Origin of the sequence: Haematobacter genomosp. 1, assembly GCF_002196855.1 — a bacterium.
GTDB lineage: Bacteria > Pseudomonadota > Alphaproteobacteria > Rhodobacterales > Rhodobacteraceae > Haematobacter.
The window spans coordinates 52,313-72,427 of the sequence record NZ_NIPW01000039.1 but is presented as its reverse complement, the minus strand read 5'-3'; the positions used below and the strand labels follow the sequence as shown (position 1 = coordinate 72,427).

Annotated in this window: 20 protein-coding genes; 7 read left to right on the top strand and 13 right to left on the bottom strand. The window is 66.4% G+C overall.

Annotated elements, in window-relative coordinates:
* Positions 1–390 precede the first annotated feature (390 nt).
* The 3 genes from CDV49_RS17280 (at position 391) to rsmD (ending at position 3,985) form a co-directional block, all read left to right on the top strand.
* Positions 391–1,575, top strand: coding sequence for a GNAT family N-acetyltransferase (locus tag CDV49_RS17280; protein WP_088216638.1), 1,185 nt, complete (start codon positions 391–393; stop codon positions 1,573–1,575).
* Positions 1,576–2,210: 635 nt separating this feature from the next.
* Positions 2,211–3,416: an NAD(P)/FAD-dependent oxidoreductase gene (locus CDV49_RS17275; protein ID WP_088216637.1), complete on the top strand. Its 1,206-nt coding sequence runs from the start codon at positions 2,211–2,213 to the stop codon at positions 3,414–3,416.
* Positions 3,416–3,985 carry a 16S rRNA (guanine(966)-N(2))-methyltransferase RsmD gene (gene rsmD, locus CDV49_RS17270; RefSeq protein ID WP_088216636.1) on the top strand — a complete coding sequence of 190 codons (570 nt, stop codon included), beginning with the start codon at positions 3,416–3,418 and terminating at the stop codon, positions 3,983–3,985. Before CDV49_RS17275 ends, rsmD begins: the two co-directional genes overlap by 1 nt.
* 10 nt (positions 3,986–3,995) lie before the next feature.
* Here the strand turns inward: rsmD and CDV49_RS17265 are convergent, their stop codons facing one another.
* The 9 genes from CDV49_RS17265 to mutM form a co-directional block, all read right to left on the bottom strand.
* Entirely contained in the window at positions 3,996–4,310 is a 315-nt protein-coding gene (locus tag CDV49_RS17265) for a DMT family transporter (protein WP_088216635.1), read from the bottom strand.
* 340 nt (positions 4,311–4,650) lie between these two features.
* Positions 4,651–5,346, bottom strand: a complete 696-nt coding sequence (locus tag CDV49_RS17260; RefSeq protein ID WP_256947389.1) for an FMN-binding negative transcriptional regulator — start codon at positions 5,344–5,346, stop codon at positions 4,651–4,653.
* Positions 5,347–5,556: 210 nt separating this feature from the next.
* Positions 5,557–6,000, bottom strand: a complete 444-nt coding sequence (locus tag CDV49_RS17255) for a VOC family protein (RefSeq protein WP_088216634.1) — start codon at positions 5,998–6,000, stop codon at positions 5,557–5,559.
* The gene (gene recF / locus CDV49_RS17250) at positions 5,997–7,100 is read right to left on the bottom strand and encodes a DNA replication/repair protein RecF (protein WP_088216633.1); all 1,104 of its coding nucleotides are present in this window, start codon (positions 7,098–7,100) and stop codon (positions 5,997–5,999) included. Before recF ends, CDV49_RS17255 begins: the two co-directional genes overlap by 4 nt.
* A gap of 18 nt (positions 7,101–7,118) precedes the next feature.
* Positions 7,119–8,237: a DNA polymerase III subunit beta gene (gene dnaN / locus CDV49_RS17245; protein WP_088216632.1), complete on the bottom strand. Its 1,119-nt coding sequence runs from the start codon at positions 8,235–8,237 to the stop codon at positions 7,119–7,121.
* 114 nt (positions 8,238–8,351) lie between these two features.
* A complete protein-coding gene (dnaA, locus tag CDV49_RS17240; protein ID WP_218821999.1) occupies positions 8,352–9,806 on the bottom strand; it encodes a chromosomal replication initiator protein DnaA in 1,455 nt (484 codons plus the stop codon).
* Between the two features lie 511 nt (positions 9,807–10,317).
* Positions 10,318–10,596, bottom strand: a complete 279-nt coding sequence (rpsT, locus tag CDV49_RS17235) for a 30S ribosomal protein S20 (protein WP_035742414.1) — start codon at positions 10,594–10,596, stop codon at positions 10,318–10,320.
* A gap of 141 nt (positions 10,597–10,737) precedes the next feature.
* Positions 10,738–11,514 (bottom strand): enoyl-CoA hydratase, encoded by a 777-nt coding sequence (locus tag CDV49_RS17230; protein WP_088216630.1) that lies wholly within the window; start codon positions 11,512–11,514, stop codon positions 10,738–10,740.
* 64 nt (positions 11,515–11,578) lie between these two features.
* Positions 11,579–12,430 (bottom strand): bifunctional DNA-formamidopyrimidine glycosylase/DNA-(apurinic or apyrimidinic site) lyase, encoded by an 852-nt coding sequence (gene mutM / locus CDV49_RS17225; protein WP_088216629.1) that lies wholly within the window; start codon positions 12,428–12,430, stop codon positions 11,579–11,581.
* Positions 12,431–12,502: 72 nt separating this feature from the next.
* Between mutM and ubiE the strand changes: the two genes are divergently transcribed.
* From ubiE to pncB, 4 genes are read left to right on the top strand one after another with little or no spacing between them, the layout of a single operon-like run.
* A complete protein-coding gene (gene ubiE, locus CDV49_RS17220) occupies positions 12,503–13,252 on the top strand; it encodes a bifunctional demethylmenaquinone methyltransferase/2-methoxy-6-polyprenyl-1,4-benzoquinol methylase UbiE (RefSeq protein WP_088216628.1) in 750 nt (249 codons plus the stop codon).
* Complete coding sequence (gene ubiB / locus CDV49_RS17215) at positions 13,253–14,782, top strand: 2-polyprenylphenol 6-hydroxylase (protein WP_088216627.1); 1,530 nt, start codon at positions 13,253–13,255, stop codon at positions 14,780–14,782. It abuts the gene before it with no gap.
* A 33-nt stretch (positions 14,783–14,815) separates the two neighbouring features.
* Positions 14,816–15,454 carry a bifunctional nicotinamidase/pyrazinamidase gene (gene pncA / locus CDV49_RS17210; RefSeq protein ID WP_088216626.1) on the top strand — a complete coding sequence of 213 codons (639 nt, stop codon included), beginning with the start codon at positions 14,816–14,818 and terminating at the stop codon, positions 15,452–15,454.
* Positions 15,426–16,718, top strand: a complete 1,293-nt coding sequence (gene pncB, locus CDV49_RS17205) for a nicotinate phosphoribosyltransferase (protein WP_088216625.1) — start codon at positions 15,426–15,428, stop codon at positions 16,716–16,718. The genes pncA and pncB overlap by 29 nt, the downstream gene beginning before the upstream one ends.
* A gap of 3 nt (positions 16,719–16,721) precedes the next feature.
* Here the strand turns inward: pncB and CDV49_RS17200 are convergent, their stop codons facing one another.
* The 4 genes from CDV49_RS17200 to CDV49_RS17185 form a co-directional block, all read right to left on the bottom strand.
* Entirely contained in the window at positions 16,722–18,191 is a 1,470-nt protein-coding gene (locus CDV49_RS17200) for an inorganic phosphate transporter (RefSeq protein WP_088216624.1), read from the bottom strand.
* A 22-nt stretch (positions 18,192–18,213) separates the two neighbouring features.
* The gene (locus tag CDV49_RS17195) at positions 18,214–18,672 is read right to left on the bottom strand and encodes an NUDIX hydrolase (RefSeq protein WP_088216623.1); all 459 of its coding nucleotides are present in this window, start codon (positions 18,670–18,672) and stop codon (positions 18,214–18,216) included.
* A 144-nt stretch (positions 18,673–18,816) separates the two neighbouring features.
* The gene (gene arfB / locus CDV49_RS17190) at positions 18,817–19,239 is read right to left on the bottom strand and encodes an alternative ribosome rescue aminoacyl-tRNA hydrolase ArfB (RefSeq protein WP_088216622.1); all 423 of its coding nucleotides are present in this window, start codon (positions 19,237–19,239) and stop codon (positions 18,817–18,819) included.
* A gap of 237 nt (positions 19,240–19,476) precedes the next feature.
* On the bottom strand, positions 19,477–20,100 hold the full coding sequence (locus tag CDV49_RS17185) for a queuosine precursor transporter (protein WP_088216621.1): 624 nt from the start codon (positions 20,098–20,100) through the stop codon (positions 19,477–19,479).
* Positions 20,101–20,115 lie beyond the last annotated feature (15 nt).

Here is a 20,115-nt window from a genome sequence, read left to right as displayed (position 1 = left end):
GTGCGGTGCGGTGCGGTGCGGAAAGCCGCTGCATGCCCTCTGCCGATGGTCCAGAGCAATCTTTCCCCCGGCGGCGCGATGGGGCATCCGGGCCCCTGTCTTGCAGGGGTTCGCCGGGCGACCGCGCCATCCGTTCGCGCGCCTGAATTACCGGCCCTCTGGTCTTTGCGCGCAGCAGTGCCGGGCAGTAGTCCCTGAGCACAGACCTTCCGTCATAGCTGTGTTGCCCTGCAGCGGCCGTGTGGCGACAGGGCGCAAGCCGCATCGGCGAAACCGGTCCCGCGCGGTCAGGCCCCCCATTCCCCCCGCCATGGCCGGTGATGCTTGACGGGCCGGTGCATTGCGCCAGAGTCGGAGCATCCCTCCCCCCAGGGGCCGCGCGGAGCGACAATGGAAACCCCGATAGAAGTCACCTTTCATTCCCGCATCGAAGAAATCGGCGCGGACACATGGGACGCCTGCGCCGCGCCGGAGACCGCGAGCGGCGGCCGTCCGTTCGACCCGTTCACTACCTACCGCTTCCTCGCCGCGCTGGAGGAGTCGCGATCCGTCGGCGGCAGCAGCGGCTGGATGCCCCGCCACGCGGTCGTCCGCCATGCGGGAGAAGCCGTCGCGGTTGCCCCGCTCTACGTGAAATCCCACAGCCGGGGCGAATACATCTTCGATTTCGCCTGGGCGGAGGCATGGGAGCGGGCGGGCGGGCGCTATTATCCGAAGCTCCAGATCGCCGTGCCCTTTACCCCCGCGACCGGGCGGCGGCTCCTGACCCGTCCGGGCTTTGAGGAACTCGGCCGTGCGGGACTTCTGGCCGGGGCCACGCAACTGGCGGAGGCGAACCAGCTTTCGTCCCTGCACATCACCTTCTGCACGGCGGAGGAAGCGGAGGCGGGCGCGGCGATGGGGCTTCTTCATCGCGTCACCCAGCAATTCCACTGGGAGAACCCGGGCTATGCGGATTTCGACGCCTTCCTTGCCGAACTTGCCTCCCGCAAGCGCAAGACGATCCGCAAGGAACGCGCGGCGGCGCAGGGTTTCGGTGGAGAGATCGTCGCCCTCACCGGCGATGCCATCGAGCGCGCGCACTGGGACGCCTTCTGGCGCTTCTATCAGGACACCGGCGCACGCAAATGGGGCAGCCCCTATCTGACCCGCGCCTTCTTCGACCGGCTCCATGAAACGATGCGGCAGGATATCCTGCTGGTCATGGCCCGTCGGCGCGGAAGCTGGATCGCGGGGGCGCTGAATTTCATCGGACGCGACACGCTCTATGGCCGCTACTGGGGCGCGCTGGAGGAGCATCCCTTCCTGCATTTCGAGGCGTGCTATTATCAGGCGATGGACTTCGCCATCGACAATCGACTGGCACGGGTGGAGGCCGGGGCACAGGGGGAGCACAAGCTCGCCCGCGGCTATCTGCCGACCCAGACCCATTCCCTGCACTGGATCCGGGACGAGGGCTTCCGCCGCGCCGTGGAGCAGTTCCTGACCGCGGAGCGGGAGGCCGTGTCGGAGGAAATGGAGGTGCTGACGAGCTACGGTCCCTTCCGCCACCACCCGGAGGCAGAGCAGCAGTAACCTATCGGGAGCGGACGCGGGTTGAGGCGGGTCATGCCGTCGCCGCCCGCCTCTCCGGCCTGCTGCACGACAGGCCGACGGCCACAGGCGGTTGAGCGGTCCGAGACGCAATGCCGACGCGCCCCCGCGCCCCTCCACTATCGCAAAGCTCACGGCCCTTATTCCCCGGCAGCGAGCTCGGGATCGTCTGTCGAATAACGCCTCGCCCCATCCACATCCGTCTGGCACATAATCGCGCGGCGGGTCGCGCTCCCGCGCCATGGACGGACGAAGCGCCCGATCTCAGCTCATGCCCCCGATCGACCAGAGGACGACCCGGACCTGACCCGTGTGCCAGCCTCGCCCGTTGCAGCATATGCGCCCGCAGCGGCATCGATGCAGTTCCATCGACCGGACCCCGCGCAGGTGTCATAGCTCACATGAACGCGCGCGCCGGGGACGGCCGGCCCTGAGCAGGTTGACCCCTCCCGCCGTAGCGCCCCTCCCTCCGTAGCACATGAACGCGCGGCGGCGCCGGGGCGGCTCATGGCCGTGCGTTCAAGTGATAGCTCACGCTCCCTCTCGTCATCGCCTGCCCGCGTTGCGCCGGGCGCAGGCTCTCATTATGGTTCGCTTCAATCATGGCGGAGGGTTGCATGACGAGGATCGTGGTGGTTGGCGCGGGGCAGGCCGGAGCATCGCTGGTGGCGAAGCTGCGGAGCCTTGGCTTTGCCGGAACGATCACCCTGATCGGCGAGGAACCCGTGCCGCCCTACCAGCGCCCGCCCCTGTCCAAGAAATACCTGCTGGGCGAGATGGAGGAGGAGCGGCTCTACCTCCGTCCGGCGCAGTTCTATGTGGACAACGACATCGCCCTGCGGCTTGAAACCCGCGTCACCGCCATCGACGCGACGCGGCGGATCGTGACGGCGGGCGGCGAAGCAATCCCCTACGATCACCTCGTGCTGGCAACCGGCGGGCGGGCCCGAGCGCTCTCCCCCGCCGTGGCGGGCCATCGCGACGGCATCCACCTCGTGCGGACGCTCGCGGATGTGGACCGGATGGCACCGGAGTTCACCGCAGGGCGCAAGGCGCTGGTCTTGGGGGGCGGCTATATCGGGCTGGAAGCGGCGGCGGTGGCTGCGCTCCGGGGGCTGGAAGTCACGCTGCTCTCGGCCAATGGGCGCATCCTGCGCCGGGTCGCATCGGAAGCGACGGCGGATTATTTCCGCACCCTTCACCAGCGCCACGGCGTCAGCATCCGCGAAGGCGTGGGCATTGCCGAGCTTCTGGGAACCCAGCGCGTGAACGGGGCCGTCCTCACCGACGGCAGCCGGGTGGAGGCGGATTTCCTTATCGCGGGCATCGGGCTGGATGCGGCGACGGAACTGGCGCAGTCGGCGGGGCTGACGCTCGACAACGGCATCGCGGTGGACGATTTCGGCCGCACCTCCGATCCGGCGATCTGGGCAGCGGGGGATTGCGCCTCCTTCCCGCTCGCGGGGGGCCGGATCAGGCTGGAAAGTGTCCAGAACGCCATAGATCAGGCGGAGCGCGTGGCGGAAAACATGCTTGGCGCGGCGAAACCCTACGTGCCGGTGCCGTGGTTTTGGTCGGACCAGTATGATGTGAAGCTCCAGATCGCCGGACTGTCCTCCGGCCACGATCAGGTGGTCGTGCGGGGCGCGGGGGAGACGGCGCAGTCCCACTGGTACTGGCGGCGCGGGCAGTTCATCGCGGTCGATGCGATGAATGACGCGCGGGGCTACATGGTGGGCAAGCGTCTGCTGGAAGCGGGCCGGAGCCCCGACCCGGCGGTGATCGCCGACCCGTCCGCCGATCTGAAGGCGTTGTTACGCTGATGCGGATCATCGGCGGCAGATTTCGCGGCACCCAGCTTGCCGATGTGGGCGAAGGCGATGCGGCGGCCCACCTGCGCCCCACGACCGACCGGGTGCGGGAGGCGATCTTCAACCTCCTTCAGAACGGCGGCTATGGCGATCCGGTGGCGGGCGCGCGCGTGCTCGACCTGTTTGCCGGAACCGGCGCGCTGGGGCTGGAAGCCCTGTCGCGCGGGGCGGCGAAGGTCACCTTTGTCGAGGATGGCGTGAAGGGGCGCGCGCTGATCCGCAGCAATGTGGAAAAGCTGCGGGCGCAGGGGGCCATCGACCTCTACCGGCGCGACGCGACGCGGATGGGGCCGAACCGGGGGGAGCCTTACGGGCTTGTGTTCCTCGACCCGCCCTATGGGATGCATTTCGGGGAGCAGGCGCTCTCCTCCTGCCGGGAGGGGGGCTGGATCGCGGCGGACGCCCTGATCGTCTGGGAGGAAAGCACCCCCCCTGCACCGCCGGAGGGGTTCGAGCAACTTGACCAGCGGCGCTATGGCGACACGATCGTCACGATCCTGCGCGCCCTTCCCGAAGGCTGAGGGCCCCGCATCAGGAGACGAGCTTCAGCCCGATCACCCCTGCCCCGATCATGCCGATGCAGGCGAGCTGCCCGGCGCTCAATGCCTCTCCATAGATGAGATAGCCGGTCAGGGTGGTGCCGATGATGCCGATGCCGCACCAGACGGCGTAGGACAGGCCGATCGGCAGCGTCCGCGCCGCAAGGGCAAGAAAGGCAACGCTCATCGCCATGGCGAGGAGCAGGAGCACTGTCGGCCCCAGCCGAGTGAAGCCGTGCGTATGTTTCAAAAGCCCTGCCCAGACGATTTCCGAGGCACCTGCAAGAAACAGATAGAGCCAAGCCATGGCCATTCTCCGTGGTCATGACAGGGTCGTCCCCGTCCGGTGTGCATGGAATGCCGGGCCGTCCCGACAGACGGAGATCTAGACATTCCCCCGGCGGGGTCAAGTGCAGGCCGCCGAAGATCGGCCTCCCCGTAGGGATCTGACGCCGGAGAAGGTCGTGCGGACTGCCCCAGAGCTACGACCGCCGAGGCACGCGCCGTCGATGCTCTCCTTCCCGCGCTTCTGTCCCCGTGATTCTGGGCCCGCTCTTCTGTCCCCATGATTCGCCTCCCCCATCGCATGGCTGGGGCATGGCGGGAGCTGTGCACGGACCAATTGGCCGATGCCCTGACCAGACCGGTCAGGCGAGGGGAACAAGTCCTCCCACCGCCCTGTCGCCGGGACTTTCGCTTTGGCTCAGCCCTGCGGCCACGCCCTCTCTGTCGGCCGGGCTGCGGTTCTGGCTCATCTTGCGCTTGCCCTCCAGCGTGGCGATGGGCAGGCGGAGACCGACGATCCCGCGAAGCTGGGCGCGGATGAACGACTCCGGCGCGTCGGAAACCGCCCAGGGCGCGGCGCGGCCGGCCTCATGCGAGTCGGTCAGCCGGGTCACGACATCCAGCAGCCTGTCGGCATCTTCGAAGAACTCCACCGGCCCGCGCGCATGAACGGTGAGGTAGTTCCACGTCGGCACGACCTTGCCCGTTTCCTGCTTGGTCGCATACCAGCCGGGGCTGACATAGGCGTCGGGGCCGGAGAAGATAGCGAGTGTCTCGCCCACCGCCGCAGCCCGCCAATGGGGATTGGCCCGTGCGACATGGCCGTAGAGCGTGCCGAGCGGCCCCTCCTCCGGGTCGAGCCAGAGGGGAAGCGGCGTGCACTCAACCCCTGCCGCCGTGGCCGTGACCAGATTGGCGAAGGGCGCGGCCCGCATCAGGGCGCAAAGGGCGTCGCGGTCATCGTCACGAAAGGCGGGCGGCGTGTACATGGGCGTTTTCTCCTTCGACACCGGGATAGCGCGGATGGCGCCGCGCGTCACCTGGCCGAAGCGGGTCATCCCCGCCCTCCGCCGCAAGGCGGTAACAGGTTGCTGAAAAAGTTCAGAACTGCCGTGCCTATACTCTGAAAATCGGGAATCAGACCAGAATGACCCGGAAACGTGTGGATTTCCGGCAGGGTTTCACCAGATTGCAGACGATCTCTGCTCCAACGCAGACCTGAAAGCCTTTTCCCAGCAGCCTGTTAACCCCCGCGCGACTGCCGGATCTCAGTCCAGACTGCCGGGAGAGGCGGGCAGCGTCAGGCTGCCATCGTCGTTCAGCGGCCAGAACGGGTTATGGGCCAGTTCCCAGACATGCCCGTCGGGATCGGCGAAATATCCCGAATGGCCGCCCCAATCGGTGGCAACGGGGCGTTTGAGCGGCGTGGCCCCCGCCTCCACCGCATCGGCAAAGGCCGCCTCCACCTCCTCCACCGTGGCGAAGTTCTGGGCGAGCGTGATCGCCCCGGTGCCGAGCGGCGACTGCGGGCGGCCCTGATCCGCGGCAAGGTCCGCAAGCCCGAACAGCGCCAGCGCCTGCCCGTGAAGCTGATAGAAGGCGACGCCCTCCTGCTCCTCCACCGGCTTCCAGCCCAGCCGGCCGTAAAAGCCCTTGCTCCGCCCCAGATCGGCGACGCCGAGCGTCACGAGGGTAATCCGTTCTGGGATCATGGCATGCTCCTGTGCTGGACGGAGGAGCGGCCCTCCGCCTCCTCCACTGCGTAGAAGCTGGCCCGGCCGGCAAGACTTTCAAACAGCACCGGATCCGTGCCGGTAAGGAAGGCCTGCGCCGCGAGCGCCACGATCTCCTCCGCGAGCGCGGCGCGGCGCTCCGGGTCCAGATGCGCGGCGGCCTCGTCCAGCAGCAGCAGCGGCGGGTGGCCGGTATCCTCCGCGAGCGCCCGGGCATTGGCGAGGATCAGCGACAGCAGGAGCGCCTTCTGCTCCCCGGTGGAGCAGAGCGCGGCCGCCATGCCCTTCTCCCGCCAGACGGCCTCTATATCGGCGCGATGCGGCCCGGTCAGCGTGCGCCCCGCCGCCATGTCGCGCCGTCGGCCCTCCGCGAACTGCCGGGCGAGCGCCACCGCATCGGCTTCCGGCGCACCCTCCGGCTGGGTGAGCATGAGATCCGCAGCGGGAAAGCGCGTCTCCGCCCCCGCCTGCGCGGCAGCGATCCGGGTGAGCGCGGTGATCCGGTTGGCGGTGATCCGGGCCCCCGTCTCCGCCATCTGCGCTTCCAGCGCGTCGTACCAGTAGGGGTCTTGGATCCCGTCGCGAAGCAGGCGGTTCCGCTCCCGCATCGCCTTGTCATAGGCCAGCGATGCCTCCGCATGGTCCGGCTCAAAGCTCATGGCGACCCGGTCGAAGAACCGTCGGCGCCCCTCGGCCCCCTCCGACCACAGCCGATCCATCGCGGGCGTCAGCCAGAGCACCGTCATCAGCCTTGCCAGCGCCACCTGCGGCGCCGCCTTGCCGTCGATCCTCACCTGGCGCGTACCGCCGGCCTCCGCCCAGGTCTCCACCTCATGCGGCAGATCGCCCTGCACGCCGGCGACGACCTTCCAGCCGAGCCGTTCCGGCTGCCGGGCAAGTTCCTCCGGCCCCGCACGGCGCAACCCGCGGCCCGGAGACAGCAGCGACAGCGCTTCCAGCAGGTTGGTCTTGCCCGAGCCGTTGGCCCCCCAGATGGCAACCGGCCGGCCATCGAAGGCCAGCCGGGTCAGCGCATGCGAACGGAAATGCGACAGCAGAAGGCCGGTGACCCATGCCATGGGGCGCTGGCTGCGGCCCTAGACCCGCATCGGCATGACGACATAGACCGCCGACATGTCGCCGCCCTCGCGCATCAGCGTCGGATCGCCGGAGGAGTTGAACAGGAACACCGCATTCTCCCGGTCCACCTGGCTTGCGATCTCCAGCAGGTATTTGGCGTTGAAGCCGATCTCCAGCCGCTCATCGCCATAGGCCACGGCCAGTTCTTCCTCCGCCGCGCCCGCATCCGGCGCATTGACGGAGAGGACGAGCCGATCCTCGTCGATGCTGAGCTTCACGGCGCGGGAGCGTTCGGAGGAAATCGTCGCGACCCTATCCACCGCCTTGGCAAATTCGGCCGCGTCCACTTCCAGCTTCCGCGTATTGCCGAGCGGGATGACGCGGGTGTAATCCGGGAAGGTGCCATCGATGACCTTGGAGGTCAGCGTGATCGTCGGCGTGGCAAAGCGCACCTTGGTTTCGGAGACGGAGACGGCGATCTCCATCTCATCCTCGTCCAGCAGCTTGCGAAGCTCGCCCACCGTCTTGCGGGGAACGATCACGCCGGGCATGTTCTCCGCCCCGACAGGCAGGGGCGCGTCGATCCGCGCAAGGCGGTGCCCGTCCGTCGCCACACAGCGCAGCACCGGACCCTCCTCCGAGGTTGCCGTGTGCATATAGACGCCGTTCAGATAATAGCGCGTCTCCTCCGTCGAGATCGCGAATTTCGACTTGTCGAACAACCGGCGAAGGACGGCGGCGGGGGCCTTGAAGGAGGAGACATATTCCGACGACGCCATCATCGGAAAATCCTCCTTCGGCAGCGTGGCCAGCGTGAAGGTCGATTTCCCGGCCTGCACCGTCAGCCGCCCCGCGGTCGGATCGTCGGTCAGCGTGACCAGCGCGCCATCGGGCAGCTTGCGCACGATCTCATGCAGCGTGACCGCGGAAACGGTCGTCGTACCCGCGCGGGAGACTTCGGCAGGCGCGCAATCCAGCACCTCTATGTCGAGGTCGGTCGCGCGGAAGCTCACCCGGTCTCCCTCCGCCTCGATCAGCACATTGGCGAGAATCGGGATCGTGTTGCGCCGCTCCACGACCGATTGCGCCTGTCCGACCGCCTTGAGCAGCGCGCCGCGTTCGATGCTGATCTTCATTATCCTGCTCCGTCTGCTGCCGGCGCTGAAGTCACCGGCGCCGGGGCGCCGACCTTAGCCCATGGGAGGCGGCAGACAAGGGGGGGAAAGGCCCCGCAGGCGCGAAAAACGCGGTCAGTTCTGGAGCAGGCGGCGGAGCAGGTCCACATCCTCGGAAAGCTGGCGGTCGATCATCACCAGTTCCTCGATCTTGCGGATACCATGCATGATCGTCGTGTGATCCCGTCCGCCGAAGCGGCGGCCGATCTCCGGCAGCGAGCGGGAGGTGAGCTGCTTGGACAGGAACATCGCCACCTGCCGCGGGCGCGCGATGGTGCGGACGCGCTTGGCCGCGATCATGTCGGCCAGGCGGATGTTGTAATATTCCGCCACCTTGCGCTGGATTTCCTCCACCGTGATCTTGCGGTCGTTGGCGCGAAGGATGTCGGCGAGGCAGTCCTGCGTCAGGTCGAGCGTGATCTCCTTGCCGACAAGGCTCGCAAAGGCGAAGAGCCGCGTCAGCGCGCCTTCCAGAACGCGGACGTTCGTCGTGATCCGGTGGGCGAGAAACTCCAGCACGCCGGGCGCGAGCTGTACATTGCCGTAGCGGCCCTGATAAATCTCCGTCTTCTGCTGGAGGATGCCGAGCCGCAACTCGTAATCCGTCGGGTGGACATCGACGACCAGCCCGCATTGCAGGCGCGACTTGATCCGCTCTTCCAGATCCTTGATCTCTCCCGGCGCACGGTCGGCGGAGATCACGATCTGCTTGTTCTGATCGATCAGCGCGTTGAACGTGTGGAAGAATTCCTCCTGCGTGGAATCCTTGCCCGCGATGAACTGCACGTCATCGACCATCAGGACGTCAACGGAACGGAACATCTCCTTGAAGTCCATGACCTGCTTTTCACGCAGCGCCTGGATGAAGCGGTACATGAACTGCTCGGCGGAGAGGTAGAGAACCTTCAGCTCCGGCCGCTTGGTCTGCAACTCCCAGGCGATGGCATGCATGAGGTGGGTCTTGCCCAGCCCCACACCCCCGTAAAGGAACAGCGGGTTGAAAGAGGCAGGCCCGCCTTCGGCCACGCGCCGCGCGGCGGCATGGGCAAGCTCGTTCGGCTTGCCGACGACGAAGCTGTCGAAGGTGAAGCGCACATCCAGCGGTGCGCCGGGAAGTTCGCCATCCTCGCCCGCCCGCTGCGCCGGGGAGACGGGTTGAGCGGCAGGTGCGGAGGAGTAGGCCGGCTGAGGCTGAGGCTCTGGCGGGCGCGACATCTGCTGGGGAACCGCCCTCTGCCCCGCGGGCGACGACTCCCCCTGCATCGGTTGAACGGGCGGCGCGGGACGGCGCGGGGCCACGCGAAACTCGACCCGCGACACGGCCCCCCCGGCAAGGGTGATCTGCTGGCGGATCTGGTCGGCATAATTGCGCGATACCCAGTCCCCCAGAAAGGACGTGGGCACGTGGAACAGCGCGACGCCGTCCTCCACCCCCTCGAATTCCAAAGGCGCAATCCAGGTCACGAAGTTGTTGTGCCCTACCGACTGGCGGAGGTTATCGCGGACACGTCCCCAGGTATCGTTCGTCATCATCTCTCCGGCGCGTTTCATCCCGTCCTCGGTCACTCGTCCCGACCGCGAGTCGCGGTACGCCCAACATACAGTCCCGCGAAAAACACCTTCCGGGCCGCCCCCCACGATGGAAGGACGGTCCGGCCCCGACGGGCTGCACCAGCAGGCTCCAGTATCGGACAGGCCGGCAACAGAATACCGCCGCACCGAATGGCACGGTCAGGCGTTTTTTCTGCCACCGAACGGAAACCGGTGTCGCGCCCGTTCCAATCGGAACCCCAAGCGGCAGCAGGGGCCCGACGGTACACGAACTGGGTTTCCTCAGGTCCCCCCAGGACGATGTGAATCGCACAGCCAAGCTAGCAAGCGGTGCTCACCGGCTGCAACAGAACTTCGACCTTGACTCGGTCTTTGTCGCAGCGAATCCCGACAGTCTCGTAACAGCGCCGCAAAAACGCCACACTCGCTGCGCAAAAAGAAGAGGGGCGCGCCGCAGCACACCCCTCAACTTATTGAAATTCATATATAATCAGGCGTTCTCGGCCACTGCGAGGCCTTTGACCCGCGAGGCAAGACGCGACATCTTGCGGGCAGCGGTGTTCTTGTGCACCACCCCTTTGCTCACCCCACGCGCCAGCTCCGGCTGGGCAAGACGAAGGGCTTCCGCGGCGGCGGTCTGATCGCCGGAAGCGATGGCTTCCTCGACCTTGCGCAGGTAGGTGCGGATCCGCGAGCGGCGGGCCTTGTTCACCGCATAGCGGGCTTCGTTCTGACGGGCGCGTTTCTTGGACTGGGGCGTATTGGCCATTGGGTCTCTATCCTATCGATCTGTCGTTTGATCGCGCAAAGACCCAATCTCCGCCGAAGCGGAACGGAATCATGCCTAAGCGGGCCCACGCGCATGTGGAGGCCGCCTATAAGCGAGTCGGCCTCCGAAGGGAAGGGTGAATCAGCGGTCGCGGAACTGCGGCTGCCGCTTTTCAAGGAAAGCGGCCATGCCTTCCTTCTGATCCTCGGTGGAAAACAGCGCGTGGAACACCCGCCGTTCGAACAGCACGCCCTCGGCCAGCGTCGTCTCATAAGCCCGGTTGACGGTCTCCTTGACCGCCATCGTGGTGATGAGCGACTTCTCCGCGATCTTGCGGGCCGTGGCCATCGCCTCGTCCACCAGGCTCTTGGCCGGCACGACGCGGGAGACGAGGCCCGCACGCTCCGCCTCCGCCGCATCCATGAAGCGGCCCGTCAGGTGCATGTCCATGGACTTGGACTTGCCCACGAAGCGCGTCAGGCGCTGTGTCCCGCCGATCCCCGCGATGACGCCGAGGTTGATCTCGGGCTGACCGAACTTCGCCGTCTCCGCCGCGATGATGAAATCGCACATCATGGCCAGTTCGCAGCCCCCCCCCAGCGCATAGCCGGACACAGCCGCGATGATCGGTTTGCGGCAGTTGCAGAACCGCTCCGTCTCCGGGGTGAAGAAGTTCTCCGTATACATCTGCACGAAGGTCTTTTCCGACATCTCCTTGATGTCGGCCCCGGCGGCAAAGGCCTTTTCCGAGCCGGTGATGACGATACAACGGACGCGCTCGTCCTTGTCGGCCGCCGTCACGGCCTCCGCCAGTTCGCCAAGCAGTTTCGAGTTCAGCGCGTTCAGCGCCTCCGGCCGGTTGAGCCGGATCAGCTCCACCCCGTCCTCGATCTCGACGATCAGCGTTTCATAGGCCATGCGCCACTCCCAATCCTGATGCTGGCGAGATACCTACCAGCCTGCCCCGACGGATCAAGGGTTCTCAGCGCTGGCAGACCGGACAGAAGAAAGACGAGCGGCCCGATTGCACGACCCGCCGCACCGTGCCGACGCAGCCGGGGCGGAGACAGGGCAGCCCTTCCCGCCCGTACACGCGGAAGGAATGCTGGAAATAGCCAAGCTCCCCGTCCGCCTGCCGATAGTCGCGCAGACTCGACCCCCCCGCCTCGATCGCGCGGGCCAGCACGTCGCGGATCGCGGGGACAAGTGTGACGATCTCCGCCTCGGTCATGTCGCGCACGCGCCGCTCGGGCGAAATCCGGGCATCGTGGAGCGCCTCGCAGACGTATATGTTGCCCAGGCCCGCCACGATGCGCTGATCGAGCAGCGCCGCCTTCACCGGCATCGCCCGGCCCCGCAGACGCTCCGCCAGGTAGGTTTCGCTGAAATCGTTGCCGAACGGTTCCGGTCCCAGCCCCGCGAGCAGCGGGTGCGCAGCAAGATCGGCGGTCGGCCACAGGTCCATCATGCCGAACCGCCGCGCGTCGTTGAAGGTGACGCGCGCGCCGTCTTCCATGGTCAGGACGACGTGATCGTGCTTCTCCGCCGCGGGAAGTGCATGGTGAAACACTCCGACCTCCGCTTGCGCGATCAGCATCCGGCCCGACATGCCGAGATGGATCAGCAGCGTCTCCCCCCCGTCCAGATCGGCGAGGATGTATTTCGACCGTCGCCGCAGCGCCTCCACGCGCCGCCCGGTCAGTCGCTCCGCCATCTGTTCGGGCAGCGGCCAGCGCAGATCGGGGCGGTTGACCTCCGCCCGGAGGATGCGCCGCCCCTCCATCACCGGCAGCAATCCGCGGCGAACCGTCTCTACTTCCGGCAGTTCGGGCACTTTCGGCTTCCTCTCCAAGTCGGGGGCGTTATATCGGGCGGGCAGCCCGCGACAATGCACCCGGAGGGAAGCATGGCCCAGAACGACAGCACAACCCATTTCGGCTTCCGCACCGTGGCGGAGGAGGAGAAGGCCGGTCTGGTCCACGGCGTGTTCACCCGCGTCGCCTCCCGTTACGATGTGATGAACGACCTGATGTCGGGCGGCGTCCACCGGCTGTGGAAGAACGCGATGATGGACTGGCTCGCGCCCCGGCCCGGTCAGCGGCTGCTGGACGTGGCAGGGGGGACGGGCGACATCTCCTTCCGCTTCCTGTCCCGCGCGCGCGGCACGGAGGCCGTTGTGCTCGACATGACGGAATCCATGCTGGTGGAGGGGCGCAAGCGGGCGGAGGCCGCCTCCCTCTCCGACCGGCTGGACTGGGTGACGGGCGATGCGATGGCGCTGCCGCTGAAGGACGCGTCCTTCGACGTTTACACCATCTCCTTCGGCATCCGTAACGTGACGCGCATTCAGGACGCGCTTTCCGAAGCCTACCGCGTGCTGAAGCCCGGCGGGCGGCTCATGGTGCTGGAGTTCAGCCAGATCCCGAACGAGGGGCTGCAATGGCTCTATGACCGATACTCCTTCAACGTGATCCCCGTGATGGGGCAGATCGTGGCGAACGACCGCGACAGCTATCAGTATCTGGTCGAGTCGATCCGCAAGTTCCCCGATCAGGAGACATTCGCCGGAATGATCCGCGACGCGGGGTTCGAGAACGTCAAGTACCGCAACCTGTCCATGGGAATCGCCGCCCTTCATTCGGGGTGGAAGCTCTAGGTGCGGGGGCCGCACAACATCTGGCGCCTGATTCAGACGGGCGCCACGCTGCAACGCGCGGGCGCCATGGGCATCGTGCTGAACGCAATGGATGCGCCGCCGCGGCTCCGGCTGCTGGCGCGGGTGGTGGGCTGGCCGCTGGCGTGGCTGGGCGCGGAGGGGGATCCCTCGCTGCCGCCCGCAGCGCGCGCGCTGAATGCGCTGGGGCCGGCCTATGTGAAATTCGGCCAGATCCTCTCCACCCGCCCCGATGTGGTCGGCCCGGAAGTGGCGGAGCAGCTTCGCGTCCTGCAGGACAGCCTGCCCCCCTTCTCCACCGATATCGCCAAGGTGACGGTGGCGGAGGAACTGGGCGCGCCGGTGGAGGAGCTGTTCTCCGAATTTTCCGACCCCGTCGCGGCAGCCTCCATCGCGCAGGTTCACCATGCCCGGCGCGCGGATACGGGGGAGGAGGTCGCGGTCAAGGTCACCCGCCCCGGTATCGAACGCGCCTTCCGCCGCGACATCGACGCCTTCTATTTCGCGGCCAGCGTGATCGAGACGCTGTCCCCCGCCTCCCGCCGCCTCCGGCCGTCAGACGTGGTGCGGCATTTCGACGGCGTGGTGACCGGCGAACTGGACCTGCGCTCGGAAGCCGCCTCCGCCGACGAATTCGCGGCGAATACCGGGGGCGATGCGGGCTTCAGGGTTCCCAAGGTGTTCTGGGGCTTCTCCGCGCGCCGGGTAATGACGCTGGGCTGGGCGGACGGCATTCCGCTGGGCGACATCGCCGCCATCGACGCGGCGGGCATCGACCGCAGGGAACTGGGCGAGCGGGTCATCCAGCTTTTCCTGCGCCACGCCCTCCGCGACGGGCTGTTCCACGGCGACATGCATCAGGGGAACCTGAAGGTCGCATTGGACGGCACGCTCATCGCCTATGACTTCGGCATCATGGGGCGGATCGACGAATATACCCGGCGCGTCTATGCGGAGATCCTGTACGGCTTCATCCGGCGCGACTACCGTCGCGTGGCGGAAGTGCATTTCGAGGCAGGCTATGTTCCCCATGACCGTTCGGTGGACGATTTCGCCCGTGCGCTTCGCGCGGTGGGAGAGCCGATCTTCGGAATGGATGCCTCGCGCATCTCCATGGGGCGGCTGCTCGCCTACCTGTTCGACGTGACGGAGCGGTTCGGGATGCAGACACGGACGGAACTCATCCTTCTGCAACGCACCATGGTGGTGACGGAAGGCGTGGCACGCTCGCTCGACCCCAATATCAACATGTGGCAGGCCGCGAAGCCGGTGGTGGAGGACTATATCCGCCAGAACCTCGGCCCGCGGGCCGTGGCGCATGACCTTGCCCGGACGGCGCGGGTGATGGCCCGCTTCGGCCCCCGGCTTCCCGGACTGGTGGAGGACGCGCTGATCCGCCAGTCAGACCCGCCTCCGCCGCAGCCGAAGCCCCAGCGCGTGCATCCGGTGCTGATCGCGCTCTCCGGTGCGGTCATTGCCCTTGCGGGCGTCGCCCTTGGCGCCATGCTCTAGGCGCAACGCACCGGGACCGAGGAGGAACGGACCATGACAACCGACAGCAAGGCCCTGATCGTCATCGACGTCCAGAACGATTTCTGCCCCGGCGGCGCGCTGGCCGTGACCGATGGCGATGCGATCGTCCCGCGGGTCAACCGCCTGCTGCGGGATTACGGCACTACGGTGCTGACGCAGGACTGGCACCCGGCCGATCATACATCCTTTGCGAGCACTCACGCAGGCAAGACACCCTATGAGACGGTGGACCTCGTCTATGGGCCGCAGGTTCTGTGGCCCGACCATTGCGTGCAGGGCAGCGAAGGGGCGCGCTTCCACCCGGATCTGGAGACGGACCGTGCCGACCTGATCCTGCGCAAGGGCTTCCGGCGGGAAATCGACAGCTACTCCGCCTTCTTCGAGAACGACCGTATCACGCCCACGGGGCTGGAGGGCTATCTCAGAAGCCGGGGTGTCTCGTCCATCACACTGGTGGGGCTGGCGACCGACTTCTGCGTGGCCTATTCGGCGATCGACGGTGCCTCGCTGGGGTTCGAGGTGACGGTTCTGAACGGGGCTTGCCGGGGGATCGACCTCGACGGGTCGCTGGCCCGCGCCATCGACGAGATGCGCGACAAGGGCGTGATACTGGAGGAGTGCCATGGCCGACATCGCGACGCGGGTCTATAATCACAAGTGGAAGATCGACCCGATCGTGCGGTCCCTGATCGACACGGACTTCTACAAGCTGCTGATGTGCCAGTCGGTGTTCCGCAACAACCCGGATGCGCGCGTCACTTTCAGCCTCATCAACCGCTCCAAGGACGTGCGTCTGGCGGACCTGATCGACGAGGGTGAACTGCGCGAGCAGCTCGACCATATCCGCTCGCTCTCGCTCAGCCGGGGGGAGTCCACCTGGCTGCGCGGCAACACCTTCTACGGCAAGCGCCAGATGTTCCGCCCCGACTTCATGGAATGGTTCGAGAACCTTCGACTGCCGCCCTATGAGCTTGAAAAACGGGACGGTCAGTATGAACTGACCTTCGAAGGCGCGTGGCCGGAGGTGATGCTGTGGGAGATCCCGGCGCTCGCCGTGCTGATGGAACTGCGCTCCCGCGCGGTGCTGGAGACGATGGGCCGCTTCGAACTTCAGGTGCTCTACGCCCGCGCGATGACCAAGATCTGGGAAAAGATCGAGCGGCTTCGCGGTGTGCCAAGCCTTCGCATCGCGGATTTCGGCACACGGCGGCGGCATTCCTTCCTCTGGCAGGACTGGTGCGTGCAGGCGATGAGGGAGGGCCTTGGCCAGACCTTCACCGGCACCTCCAACTGCCTGATCGCGATGCGGCGCGAGGTGGAGGCGATCGGGACGAACGCCCATGAACTTCCCATGGTCTATGCCGCGCTGGCCCGCGATGACGCCGAACTGGCGCAAGCGCCCTACAAGGTGCTGGCGGACTGGCATGAGGAGCATGACGGTAATCTGCGCATCATCCTGCCCGATACTTTCGGCACGAGGGGCTTTCTCGACCATGCGCCGGACTGGCTGGCAAGCTGGACCGGCATCCGCATCGATTCGGGCGATCCCGCGGAGGGGGCTGAAACCGCCATCGCCTGGTGGAAGTCGAGGGGCGAAGACCCGCGCCAGAAGCTGGTGATCTTCTCTGACGGGCTGGATGTGGACAAGATTCTGGAGCTTCATGCCCAGTTCGCGGGCCGGGTGAAGGTTAGCTTCGGCTGGGGCACTCTGCTCACCAATGATTTCCGTGGTCTGGTGCCCGGCGATGCGCTTGCGCCCTTCAGCCTCGTTTGCAAGGCTGTCTCCGCCAATGGCTATCCGACGGTAAAATTGTCGGACAACCCGAACAAGGCCATGGGGCCCGAAGACGAGATCGCGCGCTACAAGCGGGTGTTCGGCGTTGGCGCACAGACCCCGCTGGAAGTGATCGTGTGAACGTCAGACAAGGCTCGCGAGCCGCGTGAGAGCATAAATAAGCCCCGCAAAGGCGGCGCAGAGCGGGACGGTAACGATCCAGGCCGCGAGGATCGTCAGCACGTGAGACCGGCGGACCAGCCGCCGCCTCCGGGCGACCTCCGGCGGCGCTGCGGCCGCATCGCGCGGCGGACCGGCCCGGCGCGCCTGCCATTCCCGGTAAAATCCGACGCCGAAGACACCGCCCACGGCGATATGGGTGGAACTGACCGGAAGCCCCGCGGCGGAGGCCATGAGCACCGTCATCGCCGTGGAAAGCGCCACGCACCACGACCTGACGGGATTGAGACGGGTGATCTCGCTTCCCACAATGCGGATGAGACGGGCACCGAAGAGCACGAGCCCCACGGACAGCCCCGCCGCGCCGAGCAGGATCGTCCAGGCCGGACCACCCGCATGCGCCCGCCCCTGCCCCAACGCCTCCACGATCGCCACCAGCGGACCGATGGCGTTCGACACATCGTTGGAGCCATGTGCAAAACACAGCAGGAGCGATGCCATGACGAGCGAGGGGCCAAACAACCGTCGCAGCGACCGGCGCCGGTTCTCCAGCCCGATGGCCGCTCTCCTGACCACAGGCCGGGCGATGAGCCAGGCGAGGCCCCCCAGGACAAGGGAGATCCCCGGCAAAAACACCGCTGGCACGGAGAGCGCAGGCAGCGCACGAACGAAGACGTAAACACCGAACACGGCGACCATCACGCCGATCAGCACCGGCAGCCAGCGTTGCGCTGCGGCGATCTTGTCCTCCCGGTCGGCGATGAGCGCATTCACCAGCGCGAGAAACCCGGCAGAAAGCCCCCCGCCCAGCAGCGGTGACAGCACCCAGCCTCCGGCGATCACGCCGATCTGCGGCCAGTTGACGGCCCCCGGTCCCACCGCGCTGACCCCGGCACCCGCAACGGCACCGACGATGGCATGGGTAGTGGAGACCGGGGCGCGAAGCCATCCCGCGAGGTTGATCCAGAGAGAGGCCGCCGCCAATGCCGCGATCATCACGGGGATGATCTGCCGGGGATCGGACAGCCCTTCCAACGGGATGAGCCTGCCGGAGATCGTCGCCACCACTTCACGACCAGAGATCAGTGCGCCCGCGGCCTCTGCAACGGCCGCGGCGAACAGCGCAGCGCCAAGGCCGATCGCCCGCGCACCGACCGCCGGCCCCATGGTATTGCCGATATCGTTGGCCCCGATGTTGAGCGCCATGTAACCGGCCAGCACCGCCGCGACGGCCAGAACGGCGATGTCCGACCGCCCTCCCACAGCGACGGCGGCCCCCCCGGCCAGCAGCACGAAAACCAGAGCGATCGCGCCTGCGACCAGGGGACGGGAAACATAGGCGGAGGCCACCTCCAGACGACCGAGGCGCTTCAGATCACGGTCGAGCGTGCGCCAGCGATTCGGCGGCTCCGGCGGGCCGTAAGGTCCGGTCATGCATCCTCCCCCGAGACGCCCGTCAGACCGTCGCGATCAGCCTTTTGAGATCGGGCTCCCCCAACAGGGACATTGCCTCCTCCCGCGTGGCCCAGCGACGGTCACGCCTGCGCTTTTCCGGGTAGCTGTCGGCAAGTTCCGTCACTTCGATCGGGAAGACCCGCACTTCGCAGCGCACAGGCAGGCCCGTGCCGGTCAGCTTGTCATAGACATAGCTGCCGATCGGCTGCTCGCTCAAGGCCCCGCGGACGCCGGCCTCCTCCCACGCCTCGATGGAAGCGGCCTCCGCCAGAGAGCGGCCCTTCATCGGCCAGCCCTTCGGCACGATCCAGCGCCGGGTGTTGAGGGTATTGACCAGAAGAAATTCCCGCCTCCCCGCCTGCTCACGCCAGCAAAGCGCGCCCACCTGCAATTCGGCGGGACGGGAAAGACCGGGGCCGATGGCCCCCTTCAACGCATCGATTAGACCGAAGGGACGCATGGGTTTCTTCTTTTTCTGCTCGATCCCGATACTGAAAGCTCGGCGCGGTTAGGGAAAGCTCCACTTTCTCAAGTAAGGCGAAACAAAGATAACAACAGGCATTCGCCCATAATATGGGCTGTTGTGCGCAGGGATGCCAGATGCTCAATCTTCGGCATCGGGGCTGTTGCGGAGCGACTTCACGGTGCTGCGGTGCGCCTTGCCCTCCAGACGCCGCCGCTGACTGCCGAGTGTCGGGCGCGTGGCGATCCGGCGCTTGCGGGGCACCAGGGCCGCGCGAATCAGTTCCGCCAGACGCTCCCGCGCGATTTCCCGGTTGCGCGCCTGGCTCCGCGTCTCCTCCGCCCGGATGAGCACGGCGCCATCCGCCGTCCAGCGCCGCCCCGCAAGCCTGCGGAGCCGCGCCTTCACCTCCGGCGAAAGATGCGGACTGCGCTCCGCCTCGAAGCGGAGATCGACGGCGGTGGAGACCTTGTTGACATTCTGCCCGCCCGGGCCGGAGGCACGGGAGAAGGTCTCGGTCATCTCCCAGTCGGCGAGGACGATATGATCGGTGATGCGAAGCATTTTTCGATAAACTGACAGGGGCCACCCGAAAAGGGCGGCCCCAGCGAGATCTACGGAGATGGGCCAGTTAGGACCGAACCCAATCAGGGATTACAACCTGAAGGGTTGCCTTCAGATCACGGCCCCCCTGACTGTCCCGACACCTCTCTCCAATATCACTCTAGACACTGGACCACCTCCTTTCGCTGTTGCCGTTGAAGATCAACGTGGCACAGCCGGAAAATTTGTCCACAGAAATCATGCAGTCCCTGCAGCGTAGCGGCGGACGATTGCCCGAAAAGGCATCAGTACGATCAAAGAAAGGGCAATTTTTACAAGCCAATCGGCGAAACCGAGCGAAACCCACAACGGAACCATCGGGCCAACCCCCAGAAGCGGCAGGATTTCGCTGGCCCAGCTCACGTCGTTGGAGGGTTCGATCGCGACGAACCAACCCGAAAAGGCGATGGAGAAGAACAGCAGCGTGTCCAGCGAAGAGGCGAGCAGGGAGGAGACGAACGGTGGCCGCCACCATGCCTGATGCCGCATCCGGTCAAAGATCTTTGCATCCAGAAGTTGTCCGCACAGAAAGGCCACCGCAGAACCGATGGCCACGCGGAGCGTGACGAGCGGGCCGAACTCCCCGGGGATTTGCGTGCCGATGAAGGAACAGAGAATGCCCGTCACCAGCCCCCAGAACACGACCTTGCGGGCGGCGGTCAGCCCCTGAAGCCGGTTGACCACTTCGTTGACGAAAAACGCCAGCGGATAGGTGAAGGCGCCCCAGGTCAGCCACTGGCCGAACAGGAACTGAACGAGGATATTGGAGGCCACGACGACGGTGGCCATGGCAATGATGCCAGGAAGCAGCGAGGAGCGCATGTCGGGTTTCCGTTT